The sequence below is a fragment of the Asticcacaulis sp. AC460 genome (assembly GCF_000495795.1).
Taxonomy (GTDB): domain Bacteria; phylum Pseudomonadota; class Alphaproteobacteria; order Caulobacterales; family Caulobacteraceae; genus Asticcacaulis.
Genome location: NZ_AWGD01000035.1, coordinates 99,813 through 111,763, shown reverse-complemented (window position 1 = coordinate 111,763; position 11,951 = coordinate 99,813). Strand labels below are relative to the sequence as shown.

The window sequence follows — 11,951 nt, the reverse complement described above, 5'->3', positions numbered from 1 at the left end:
GCCAATCAGCCCTTCGGCGTAAGCCGCAGCAGACGGCCGCCGGGGTCGCCGGAACCGTCTTCCAGCAACCAGATATCGCCGTCAGGCCCCTGCTCGACCTCACGGACACGCGTCTCCATATCCCAGCGGTCGACCTTGGTCGCCTTATCGCCGTCCAGGTCAACGCGGATCAGAGACTGGCCGGACAAGGCGGTGATGAACATGTCGCCCTTCCATTGCGGGAATTTCGAGCCGCTGTAGATCAACATGCTGGACGGCGAGATCGACGGGTTCCACCACAGTTTCGGGGCTTCGAACTCCGGACGAGTCGGATGATCGGGAATCTCCCGGCCGTCATAGTGGTCGCCGTTCGACACGATCGGATAGCCGTAGTTCCTGCCTTCGACGATCAGATTGACCTCATCGCCGCCTTGGGGGCCCATTTCGTGCTCCCACAGCCGGCCGTCCTTGTCGAACGCCAGGCCATAGAGGTTGCGGTGGCCGTAGCTCCAGACCTGGTCGGAATTGCCGCCTTTCCCGGCGAAGGGATTGCCCGGCGCCGGCGTGCCGTCGGGTAGCAGACGCAGGACCTTGCCCAGGTTCAGCTTCAGGTCCTGGGCGGGATCGAACTTTTGACGTTCGCCTGAGGTGACGAACAGATATTTGCCATCCGGCGAAAAGGCGAGGCGCTGCGAGAAATGGCCGTCGCCGTCGACCTTATCCTGCCGCCAGATCACATTCAGCCCTTCCAGGTGCGGCGCGCCGTCCAGTACCAGTTTGGCGCGCCCGACAACACCGCCGCTGTTGCCGCCGCTGCCGGCTTCGATCCAGCTGAGATAGACGGTGTTGGAGGCGGCGTAGTCCGGCGCCAGCACAACGTCGGCAAGCCCGCCCTGGCCGTCATCCTTTACCGCGGGGACGCCGGCGACGTCCCTGGCCGCGCCGTTCGCCCACCATTTCAGCTTGCCGGACTTTTCGGTGACCAGCAGGCTGCGGTCCGGCAAAAAGGTCATGGCCCAGGGCGAGTCGAACCGCGCCACTTCCGTGACGGTGAACGGCGCCTCGCCTTCGCTATAGGGGCCTTCGCCGCCCGGAGCGGACTGGGATTGGCAGGCGCCGGCGGCAAAGGCCATGGCGGCAACGCAGACTAAGGACATGAACTTCATGGCGATCCCTCTCTTTGTGGATGAGCCCCGGCAGCTTTAACGCGCCGGGCCAGAAAACCGTTCGCCGGGGACCGTCCTTCCGCTGCGACACACATGTGACTTAAGTCTTCCTTTCCCGCTAGGCAAGGCCGGAGCGCTCTGTTAAAGCCCTTCGCATGTCGATGTTTGGGGCCGTCATACGAATTTGACGCCCGGTGCGGAAAAGCCGCGCCGGGAGTAAGCCCCTGCCCTATTGCCGACACACTCATACCTGACGAAAAGCCATGCCCGATACCGATCCCAATCCGACACGCGATTACCGCGACACCGTCTTCCTGCCCGAGACCGAATTTCCCATGCGCGCCGGCCTGCCCAAGGCCGAGCCCGAAATGCTGAAAAAGTGGGCGGAAGCCGACCTGTATCACGCCGTCCGCAAGGCCCGCAAAGACGCCGGTGCGCCGCTGTTCGTGCTGCACGACGGCCCGCCCTATGCCAACGGCAATATCCATATCGGCCACGCGCTGAACAAGATCCTGAAGGACTTCGTCGTCCGGTCGCGCTTCCTGCTGGGCTATGATGTCGACTACGTTCCGGGTTGGGACTGCCACGGCCTGCCGATCGAATGGAAGATCGAGGAAGCCTTCCGCGCCAAGGGCCGCAAGAAAGACGAGGTCCCCGCCGCCGAGTTCCGCAAGGCGTGCCGCGAATATGCCCTGCAATGGATCGACGTCCAACGCGAGGAGTTCAAGCGCCTGGGCGTTCTGGGCGAATGGGACCAGCGTTACGCCACCATGGACTTCGACACCGAAGCCAAGGTGACCGCCGAGTTCCACAAGTTCCTGATGTCGGGCCAGCTCTATCGCGGTTCCAAGCCGGTGATGTGGTCGCCGGTCGAACGCACCGCTCTGGCCGATGCCGAGGTCGAATACCATCCGCATGTGTCGCCGACCGTGTGGGTGCGTTTCCCGGTGACCAATACCGCCACCTCCCAGGTCTTCGGCGACACGGCCGAAGAGGCCGATGAGCTCAACGAACAGCTGGCCAACGCCCATGTCGTCATCTGGACGACCACTCCGTGGACCATCCCCGCCAACCGCGCCGTCAGCTTCAACCCCAAGGTCGCCTATTCGGTCTATGAGATCACCGGCATGAAGACCGAGGCTGAGCTGGGCTTCGCGCCGTGGGCCAAGCCGGGCGACAAGCTGATCCTGGCCGACAAGCTGGCCGAAGGCGTCTTGGTCGCCGCCAACGCGTCGGCCTGGAACAAGGTCGTAGATGTCCCGGCCCATGTCATGTCGGGCTTTGTCCTGGCCCATCCGCTGGCGACGCTGGATGCCGGTTATGGTTTCGAGGTGCCGATGCTGGCCGGTGACCATGTCACCGACGACGCCGGTACGGGCTTCGTGCACACGGCGCCAGGTCACGGTACGGACGACTACCTGGTGTGGCTGAAGTCGGGCCGCTCGCTCGATTCCATCCCCGACACGGTCAATCCCGACGGCGCCTACTATCCGCACGTGCCGCTGTTCGGCGGGCTGCAGGTGCTGGAGGTCGAGGGCAAGAAGGCCGGCAAGTTCGGCCCCGCCAATGGCGCCGTCATGGACAAGCTGATCGAGGCTGGTCTGCTGCTGGCGCGCGGCCGGGTCGAGCACTCGTACCCGCATTCGTGGCGCTCCAAGGCGCCGGTCATCTTCCGCAACACCCCCCAGTGGTTTATCCGCATGGATGGTGAGGACGGTGACAGCCTGCGCACCAAGGCGTTGCGCGGCATCCATGCCACCCAGTTCTATCCCGACTCGGGCCGCAACCGCATCGGCGGCATGGTCGAAACGCGTCCGGACTGGCTGATCAGCCGTCAGCGCAACTGGGGTACGCCGCTGGCCATGTATGTCGACAAGGCGACCGGCGAGCCACTGCGCGATGAAGCCGTCAATGCCCGCATCATCAAGCTGATCGCGGCCGAAGGCGCTGACGCCTGGTTCACCCGGCCGGACGCCGACTTCCTCGGCAACGGCTACGATCCGGAGAACTTCGAAAAGGTCACCGACATCCTCGATGTCTGGTTCGACTCAGGTTCGACCCATGCCTTCACCCTGGAAGGGCGCGGCGATACCGCCTGGCCGGCCGACCTCTATCTCGAAGGCTCGGACCAGCACCGCGGCTGGTTCCAGTCGTCGCTGCTCGAATCCTGCGGCACGCGCGGGGTCGCCCCGTTCAAGGGCGTGCTGACCCATGGCTTCGTGCTCGACGAGAAGGGCATGAAGATGTCCAAGTCGCTGGGCAATGTCGTCGCGCCGCAGGACATCGCCAAAGAATCAGGCGTCGAAATCCTGCGCCTGTGGGTCGCGCTCTCCGACTATTCTGAAGACCTCCGTATCGGCAAGCAGATCATCCAGACCACGGTCGATGCCTATCGCAAGCTGCGCAACACGATGCGTTACCTGCTGGGGGCGTTGAACGGCTATGACGCCGCCGAAGCGGTCGAATACCAGGACCTGCCGTCGCTGGAGCGCTATATCCTGCACGAGGTGCACGCCCTGGATCAGAAGGTGCGCGCCGCCTACGAGGTCTATGACTTCGCGGCCGTCATCCGTCCCGTCAGCGAGTTCTGTTCGCAGACCCTGTCGACCCTGTATTTCGACGTCCGCAAGGACAGCCTCTATTGCGACCAGCCGACAGAAATCCGCCGCCGCGCCTGCCGCACCGTGCTGAACATCCTGTTCGAACGGCTGACGGCTTGGCTGGGACCGATCATGACCTTCACCGCCGAAGAGGCCTGGGCGTCGCGCTTCCCGAAGGAGACGGCCAACCTGTTCCGCGTTCTCGAAGCGGTGCCGGAACGCTGGGCCAATCCTTCGGAGGCCGTACGCTGGGGCAAGATCGAAACCGTCCTGTCGGTGGTCACCGCCGCCCTGGAGGAAAAGCGTCGCGACAAGGTCATCGGTTCGGCCCTGGAAGCCGCGCCTGTGGTCCACATCGCTGATATCGCTTTGTACGAAGCCTTTGCCGACAATTCCGGCGACTTGATCGACGCCGCCGAGGTCTTCCGCACCTCGCAGGCGACGCTGAGCCTGGAGGCGGCGCCGGACGAGGCCTTCCGCCTGGACGGCGTCAACACGGTCGCCGTGGTCTTCCAACCCGCCGAAGGGAAAAAGTGCCAGAGGTCGTGGCGTATCCTGCCCGAAGTCGGCAGCGACGCCCGGTATCCGGACCTGTCTGTACGCGATGCGGAAGCCGTCGCCGCCTGGGATGCCGCCCATGCGTGAGGATTTCGAGAAGCTGAAGAGCTATTTCCGCGAACCGGTGACCGGACTCGGCATCAAACTGGCTTGGATCGTGGTCGTCATCGTACTGATCGACCAGGCGACGAAAGAATGGGTTTTGTCAGGGCTGAAACTGGAATTGGGTCAGAGCGCCCTGAATTTGCCTTTCTTTAGAATAAGCATGGTGCACAACGAAGGGATCAGTTTCGGGCTGCTCGGCTCCGGCGGATTGATGCGCTGGGTGCTGACCCTGTTCCAACTGGTCGTGGCGGGACTTCTGACCTGGATTGTCTTCCGGGTCCGTCGGCCATTGCTGGGGGTTGCCTTCGGGCTGATCGCCGGCGGGGCTATCGGTAATGCCATCGACCGGATCCGCTTCGGCTATGTCGTCGACTTTGTGGACTTCTCACCGATTTTTCCGTGGGTCTTCAATGTTGCCGACAGCGCGATCTGCATCGGCATAGCACTTCTGGCCTGGTTTCTCTATCAGTCCGAGCGCGAGGCCAAGGCCGCTCCGCCCCAGGCGTAACCGTTCGGTTAACCCCTTGGCAGACGGCCATAAACCAAGTATCACTCCCTGTCCGGGCGGTTGCGTCCGCGACGGGGGCAAATGGAGCTTACTACATGAAGTCGCTTAAGGTCGCGGCCGGATTGGTGTTTTTGGCAGGACTGGGCCTGACGGGCTGTGAGTCCACCAAGAGTGCACTGGGCCTCAACAAGGTCGTTCCGGACGAATTCCGCGTCGTCACCAAGGCGCCCCTGGTGGTTCCGCCGGACTATGCCCTGCGTCCGCCGTCACCGGGTGAGCCCCGTCCGCAGGAACTGCAGCCGGAAAGCGCTGCCCGCCAGGCCTTGCTGGGCCAGCGCGACGCCGTGAACCGCACCCAGGGTGAACAGTTGTTCGTGGCGCAAGCCGGTGCCGAAAAGGCCGACCCGCTCGCGCGCTATGTCGTCGACGATGAGTTCGGCGACCTGACCTACAAGGATGCCAGCTTCGCCGATACGGTGCTGTTCTGGCGCAAAAAGGACACCACGGTGGCCGGTTCGAACACCGCCATCGGCGCCGAAGTCGCCCAGGTCGATGCCGTCGCCGAAGCTGAGCGCGTCAAGGCGCTGACCGGCGAGCAGCCGATCGTCATCGCCCAAAAGAAAGACAAGAAGTTCAAGCTTCCGGGCCTGTGATTGCAAAAATTCACTTGTGACATTCTGGAAAAGGGCGTTCCGTCGGGACGCCTTTTTTCATTGGTGGACCTCACAGGAGAAAACCATGGTATCGCTGCGTTCGCTGTCACTTGCCCTTATTCTTAGCCTCAGTGCGGTGCCGGCCCTGGCCAGCCCGGACTGCGCCATCGATGCCTCGCTCGATACCCGTGTCTCCGCGGCGGTGGCCCGGGCCGACCGCCCCGCCGACCAGCGTGAACGCGATGCCGTCCGCAAGGCCGAGGTCGATTTCCTGCTCGGCCATGTCAAGCCGGGCGATCATGTGCTGGATATCGGCGCCGGCCAGGGCTATGCCTCCTATCTCCTGTCGGCGGCGGTCTGCGACGGCAAGGTCGTGTCGCAGAATCCGCAGAGCTGGGTCGACTTCTACAAGATGGGCCCGGCGCGCGACGCCATGGTGGCGGCGCGGTCAAATATCAGCCTGATGACAGCGGATTTCACCGCCATGCCGGCGCCGGCGACGCCCTACGACGTCATCTTCCTGGGCATGGTCTATCACGATACCTATAACCACCAGCCGGCGGACTATAATGTCCAGACCTTCCTTGGCCTGCTGAAGTCGCAATTGAAGCCGGGTGGCGTGGTGATCATCACCGACCACGACACGGCAGCCGGGGTGGGCATCGACCAGACCAACACCCTACACCGCATCGAAAAGGCGCGTGTCCTGGCCGATTTCAAGGCAGCCGGCTTCGAACTCGCCGAGGACAGCCCGGTGCTGGAAACCGACGAAGATCACAGCAAGAACGTGTTCGATCCGACGGTTCGCGGACATACGGACCGGATGGCTCTGGTGTTCAAACGCCCTTAGCCTGAGAGGGACGGCCGTTTGTAAGGCTTTACCACGGAAGCCACTTAAACGCCGCTGCGCGGCGGCACGGAAGACGCTGAATTCCGGTTATTGAATCTCCCGCGCGAAGCGCTTTTTTGCTGTGATTGTGGTGGAAGGCGCTTCGCGCGGGTCAGCGCTGAATTTCTGTGTCTTTCCGTGTCGCCGGCCAACGGCCGGCGTTTCCGTGCCTTCCGTGGTTCCCCACTTCCTTTCTTAACAACCGCCTCGACTCCCGCTAATATGAACGGATGTCGAACATTCAGCGTCTGCCCCAGGATACCATCAACCGCATCGCCGCCGGTGAGGTGGTCGAACGCCCTGCCTCGGCGGTCAAGGAGCTGGTCGAAAACGCCATCGACGCCGGCGCGCGTCATATCGATATCCGCGCCGAACAGGGCGGCCTCAGCCGCATCCTGATCGAAGACAACGGCTCCGGCATGTCCGGCGAAGATCTGCAACTCGCCGTCGAACGCCATGCCACCTCCAAGCTGAAACCCCAGGCCGACGGATCCTGGGACCTGCTCCATATCCAGACCCTGGGTTTTCGCGGTGAAGCCCTCCCGTCCATGGGTTCGGTCGCCCGGCTCAACATCGTCTCAAAGCCCAGAGGCGGTGAGGCCTTGGCCATCCAGGTCGATGGCGGCGCCATGTCCGGCCTCAAGCCTGCCGCCTTCGGCGGTGACCACGGCACCCGCATCGACCTGCGCGACCTGTTCTACGCCACGCCGGCGCGGTTGAAGTTCATGAAATCCGAACGATCGGAAAACATGGCTATCGCCGAAGAGGTCAAGCGTCAGGCCATGGCGCACGAAGACGTCGGCTTCTCGCTGGAGCTGGATGGCAAGCGCGTGCTGAAACTCTATGCCGAACAACCGGGCTTCGAAGGCCGGCTGCGCCGGCTGGCCGCTCTGCTGGGCAGCGATTTCGGCGACAATGCCCTGCTGATCGACCAGGCCCGAGAAGGCGTGCGCCTGACAGGTTATGCCGGATTGCCGACTTTTTCGCGCGGCAATGCCATGCACCAGTACCTGTTCGTTAACAACCGGCCGGTGCGCGACAAATTGCTGTCCGGGGCGCTACGCGCCGCCTATGCCGATTTCCTGGCGCGCGATCGCCACCCGCTGGCCGCGCTGTTCGTCGAGATCGATCCGCAGGACCTCGATGTCAACGTCCATCCGGCCAAGGCCGAGGTCCGCTTCCGCGATCCCAACCTGGTGCGCGGCCTGATCATCGGCGCGTTGAAGCACGGCCTGGCCTCGGCCGGCCACCGCGCCGCCACGACGGTGGCGCAAACCGCCCTCACCGGCTTTCGGATCGAAAGCGTCCAGCCGTTGCTGAACCTCAACAGGCCGACGCCCTCGCAGATCGCTGCCGTGCGTCCCTATATTGCGCCGGAACCGTTCGCGCCGACGGCCCGTTTCGAACCGGTTACGGCCTATGATCCGCCGGCCTACGCTCAGGGCGTATCGGAAGCCCCCGTGATGGAACGCCCGCTCGACGTGACGGCGCCTCCCGTGGCCGATACCTTTCCGCTGGGCGCCGCCCGGGCGCAGATCCACGAGACTTACATCATCGCCCAGACGGCCGATGGCCTGGTCATTGTCGACCAGCATGCCGCCCATGAGCGTCTGGTCTATGAAGAGATGAAGGTGGCGATGGCTCACGGCCATGTTCAGAGCCAGAGCCTGCTGATTCCGGAAATCGTCGACCTCGAACGCGAGGAAGTTACCCGCCTGATCGCCCGGCGCGACGACCTGGCGGCCATGGGCCTCGAGGTCGAAGCCTTCGGCCCGACCAGCGTCCTGGTCCGCGATATTCCGGCCCTGATGGGCGACTGCGACATCGCCGGTCTGGTCCGCGATCTGGTCGACGACCTGACCGAGCACGGCGAGCTGCTGGCCTTGAAAGAGCGTATGGCGGAAATCTGCGGCGACCATGCCTGCCGGCACAGTGTCCGGTCGGGGCGGCGCCTGAATGCCAACGAGATGAACGCCCTGCTGCGCCAGATGGAGGCCACGCCGCATTCCGGCCAGTGCAATCACGGCCGCCCGACCTATGTCGAGCTGAAGCTCAAGGATATAGAGAAGCTCTTCGGCCGACGCTGAGAGACTGTTTGCAAATGGGTGAGGCTGGCCTGCAAAGGGCCGTTTTCTGCGCTTCCGGTGCTCACGTACTTAAGTACGCTCCGCTCCGGTTCTCGAAACCAGCACTTTTCGACTCAGCCCCACCCATTTTCATAACAGTCTCTACTTCGCGTCTTCGCAAATCGGATCGTATATGGATAGCGGATACAAAAAAGCCGCCCTGCGGCGGCGCTTGAAAAGGGATGCGGCGACCGCATCCCTTTCTTTATTTCCGACATAAGGATTTCATAAAAAAACCCGCGGACCAAACGGTGCGCAGGGCGAATACGAAATCAGTGAGTCAGGTTCAGAATGATGAGGCCCAGCCCCATCACGACACCCCAGGCCTGGACGCTAAGTCCCGCAATCAGCAGGAGTTTCAGCGCGTCCGGACGACGCTTTGATACCTTGGTCTTGACAGCATGCGCCGCTTGATAGTCCATCTCATCACCCCTAGTTTTTTAGTGATACTCTACCAGGCGTCGTAGCAAGTTTTATGCCCTGCTTATCATTTACGCCTTGTTAAGGTCATATTGTGGATAAGACGGGCGACCCGTCAATACAAAATCTGGCGCCTTGCGCCAAAAATACCACTCGCAGGCGCGATAACGATATTATTTTTATAAAATTCAATAACTTATTTAATGTAAATTTTTTGTTTAATAAACAAAACCTGTGCTGCGCCGTAGATTTTAGTGTTGATTATTTCCCACACCTCTGTGACAAAATCGTCCTCATCGGCGCCGCGCTCGAAGACGATTATGGCATTTTCGGACAGCCAGTTACCGCTAACAAGGGCGTCCAAAGCCTTTTCCCCCAAGCCTTTGTGATAGGGTGGATCGAGAAAAACGAGGTCGAAAGCTTCGCTTTTCGGACCGGGTCGCACACCCAATTGAGTGGCGTCCCGGCGATGGACACGGGTCGTGCCAAAAAGACCGAAGGTTTCGACATTGTCCCGAATCGCACCACGCGCGGCCTCGTCGGTTTCGATGAACAGGCAAAAACTCGCGCCGCGCGACAGGGCCTCAAAGCCCAGGGCGCCCGATCCAGCGAACACGTCCATCACCCGCGCGCCATCCATGTCCGGGGCCCATTCGGCATGGGCCAGGACATTGAAGATGGCCTCGCGGGCACGGTCCGAGGTCGGGCGTGTGTTACGCCCGTCCGGAGTCGTGAGGCTGCGCCCCTTGAACTCGCCGCCGACGATCCGCATGACGCCTACTGGTCGCGGGGGGGCTTACGGCCGAAGGACGGCTTACCGCCCGGGCGCGGACCACCGGGACGGGGACCATCGGAACGGGGGCCACCCGGACGCGGGCCACGAGGACCGTCCGAGCGAGGACCGCCACCCGGCTTACCGCCGAAGCCACCGGTACGTGGGCGATCGCCCCGAGGCCTATCGTCCCGAGGCCGGTCACCGAAGCTCTTGCGACCTTCGCCGCCCTCTTCACGTCCCTTATAGGCGGGACGATCGCCAGCCGGTCGAAACGGCTTGGCATAAGAACGCTCACCACCGCCCTCGCCGTCGCGCGGCGGTCCCTTGCGGACAAACGGTTTCTTATAGCCACCGCCCGCACCACCTTCACGGTCGGGACGCGGTGCAAAATCACGTTTGAAGCCACCGCCGCCTCCGGAGTCCGAACGCGCGCCATAGGGCTTCTTGTAGCCCTCTCCGGCCGGACGGTCGCCACGCGGCTTACCGTCATAAGGCTTCTTGGCGTAGGGCTTTTGGGCATCACCACCGCCACGATCCGGGCGCGGCGTGTAGCTCGAACGCGTATCGTCACCTGCCGGCCGGTCGAACCGCGGCTTGGAGCGGTCCGGGGCCCCGAATTCGCGCTTGGCGCGGTCATAGGCGCCGGCTTCGCCCTGGGCCGGACGCGGTGCATAGGACTTCTTGGCGTACGGCTTGGAAGCGTAAGGTTTTTGGGCGTCGCCCCCGCCACGATCCGGACGCGGCGTATAGCTGGAACGCGTATCGTCACCGGCCGGTCGGTCAAACCGCGGCTTAGAACGGTCTGGGGCTCCAAATTCGCGCTTGGCACGCTCGTAAGCACCGGCTTCGCCCTGGGCAGGACGATCGCCATAGGGCTTCTTGTCGAACGGCTTGCGGTCATTACCGGCGCCGCGGTCCGGGCGTGGCGTGTAGCTCGATCGGGCGTCGCCGCCGTCACGGGCGCCGTAAGGCTTGCGCTCTCCATAGGGCTTGCGCTCAAAGGGGCGTTCCGGCTTGCGGTCGCGCGCCTCGCCGTCGCCTTCGAAGCGCGGGCGCTGGTCGAAGTCGCGTTCCTTGAACTCACGCTTTTCGGTAAACTCGGGCCTTGGACGGGCCGGCTTGCGGTCGCCGCCAAAACGATCGCCACCCGGGCGGTCGCTCTTGTCGAAACGGTCGCCACCGCCACGACGGCCGGCAGGGGCGTCGCCGCGGGCCGGACGTTCGCGCGGAGCGTCGCGGGTTTGCGACGCGCCTTCCGGCGGCAGGTTCTTCAGCGGCACGACATCAGCCAGCAGTTCGCGGATGACGCGCGGACCGACTTCCTCGACCTCACCCGTTTCCAGGTTACCGAGCTGGAACGGGCCATAGGCCAGGCGGATCAGGCGATTGACCTTCAGGCCGATCGATTCCAGCACCTTACGGACTTCGCGGTTCTTGCCTTCGGTGATCGCGACCGTCAGCCAGACATTGGCGCGGCCATCGGCCTTTTCGGCCACCTTGTCGATCGTGGCTTCCATCGGGCCGTAGATGACACCGTCGACCGTGGTGCCGTCCTTCAGCGAGTCAAGGCGCGATTGGCTGGCATGGCCCAGGGCGCGGACGCGATAGCGGCGCACCCAGCCCGAAGACGGCTTTTCCAGCGACCGCGCCAGCTCACCGTCATTGGTCAGCAGCAGCAGGCCTTCGGAATTGAGGTCGAGACGGCCGACCGAGATGACGCGCGGCAGGTGACCCGGCAATTGCTCGAACAAGGTCGGACGGCCTTGCGGATCCGAATGGGTGGTGATCAGGCCGACGGGCTTGTGATAGCGCCAGACGCGGGTCGGTTCGGCCTTGCCGATGACCTGGCCCTCGACGGTGATGACGTCGACCGACGACACCAGCACGGCCGGGGTCTCCAGGATGCGGCCGTTGACGGCGATCTTGCCCAGACCGATCAGGCGCTCGACTTCGCGGCGCGACGCCAGGCCGGCACGGGCCAGGACCTTGGCAATCCGCTCGGTGGCCTTGGGCGGCGGCTTGCCATCCTTGCCACCATCCTTCTTGAAGCCGTCCTTCTTGGCAAACGGCTTCTTGGTAAAGGTCTTTTCGGGCGTTTGGGGCGCTTCGTTCGGTTGCGAAACGTCACGCTCTCCAGCGTTACTCTCGTCGGTCACGGTCATATCCTTGAAT

The 11,951-nt window shown here is 63.2% G+C and carries 9 protein-coding genes; 5 read left to right on the top strand and 4 right to left on the bottom strand.

The genetic code is table 11. The annotated features are described in order from the left end of the window. Positions 1-5: 5 nt before the first annotated feature. Complete coding sequence (locus ABAC460_RS43025; RefSeq protein WP_023455030.1) at positions 6-1,145, bottom strand: PQQ-dependent sugar dehydrogenase; 1,140 nt, start codon at positions 1,143-1,145, stop codon at positions 6-8. A 263-nt stretch (positions 1,146-1,408) separates the two neighbouring features. Here ABAC460_RS43025 and ileS point away from each other — a divergent pair, with 263 nt between their 5' ends. From ileS to mutL, 5 genes are all read left to right on the top strand, one after another. After that, positions 1,409-4,390: an isoleucine--tRNA ligase gene (gene ileS / locus ABAC460_RS43020; protein ID WP_023455029.1), complete on the top strand. Its 2,982-nt coding sequence runs from the start codon at positions 1,409-1,411 to the stop codon at positions 4,388-4,390. Further along, entirely contained in the window at positions 4,383-4,916 is a 534-nt protein-coding gene (gene lspA / locus ABAC460_RS43015) for a signal peptidase II (RefSeq protein ID WP_052012803.1), read from the top strand. The genes ileS and lspA overlap by 8 nt, the downstream gene beginning before the upstream one ends. Positions 4,917-5,011: 95 nt before the next feature. Continuing rightward, on the top strand, positions 5,012-5,569 hold the full coding sequence (locus tag ABAC460_RS43010) for a DUF3035 domain-containing protein (protein ID WP_023455027.1): 558 nt from the start codon (positions 5,012-5,014) through the stop codon (positions 5,567-5,569). A gap of 85 nt (positions 5,570-5,654) precedes the next feature. Then, positions 5,655-6,419 carry a methyltransferase domain-containing protein gene (locus tag ABAC460_RS43005; protein WP_023455026.1) on the top strand — a complete coding sequence of 255 codons (765 nt, stop codon included), beginning with the start codon at positions 5,655-5,657 and terminating at the stop codon, positions 6,417-6,419. 269 nt (positions 6,420-6,688) lie between these two features. Continuing rightward, entirely contained in the window at positions 6,689-8,545 is a 1,857-nt protein-coding gene (gene mutL / locus ABAC460_RS43000) for a DNA mismatch repair endonuclease MutL (protein WP_023455025.1), read from the top strand. A gap of 311 nt (positions 8,546-8,856) precedes the next feature. Here the strand turns inward: mutL and ABAC460_RS50525 are convergent, their stop codons facing one another. The 3 genes from ABAC460_RS50525 to ABAC460_RS51230 all read right to left on the bottom strand — a co-directional run bounded on the left by ABAC460_RS50525 (position 8,857) and on the right by ABAC460_RS51230 (position 11,935). Next, positions 8,857-9,006: a hypothetical protein gene (locus tag ABAC460_RS50525; protein ID WP_006274742.1), complete on the bottom strand. Its 150-nt coding sequence runs from the start codon at positions 9,004-9,006 to the stop codon at positions 8,857-8,859. A 194-nt stretch (positions 9,007-9,200) separates the two neighbouring features. Continuing rightward, positions 9,201-9,776: a 16S rRNA (guanine(966)-N(2))-methyltransferase RsmD gene (gene rsmD, locus ABAC460_RS42995; RefSeq protein WP_023455024.1), complete on the bottom strand. Its 576-nt coding sequence runs from the start codon at positions 9,774-9,776 to the stop codon at positions 9,201-9,203. Positions 9,777-9,781: 5 nt separating this feature from the next. Continuing rightward, complete coding sequence (locus ABAC460_RS51230; RefSeq protein WP_369794127.1) at positions 9,782-11,935, bottom strand: pseudouridine synthase; 2,154 nt, start codon at positions 11,933-11,935, stop codon at positions 9,782-9,784. Positions 11,936-11,951: the final 16 nt, after the last annotated feature.

Bases quoted from the DNA above. Each gene is read 5' to 3' on its own strand.
- rsmD (WP_023455024.1), bottom strand. From the start codon at position 9,776: ATGCGGATCGTCGGCGGCGAGTTCAAGGGGCGCAGCCTCACGACTCCG.
- ileS (WP_023455029.1), top strand. From the start codon at position 1,409: ATGCCCGATACCGATCCCAATCCGACACGCGATTACCGCGACACCGTC.
- mutL (WP_023455025.1), top strand. From the start codon at position 6,689: ATGTCGAACATTCAGCGTCTGCCCCAGGATACCATCAACCGCATCGCC.
- lspA (WP_052012803.1), top strand. From the start codon at position 4,383: ATGCGTGAGGATTTCGAGAAGCTGAAGAGCTATTTCCGCGAACCGGTG.
- ABAC460_RS43005 (WP_023455026.1), top strand. From the start codon at position 5,655: ATGGTATCGCTGCGTTCGCTGTCACTTGCCCTTATTCTTAGCCTCAGT.
- ABAC460_RS43025 (WP_023455030.1), bottom strand. From the start codon at position 1,145: ATGAAGTTCATGTCCTTAGTCTGCGTTGCCGCCATGGCCTTTGCCGCC.
- ABAC460_RS43010 (WP_023455027.1), top strand. From the start codon at position 5,012: ATGAAGTCGCTTAAGGTCGCGGCCGGATTGGTGTTTTTGGCAGGACTG.
- ABAC460_RS50525 (WP_006274742.1), bottom strand. From the start codon at position 9,006: ATGGACTATCAAGCGGCGCATGCTGTCAAGACCAAGGTATCAAAGCGT.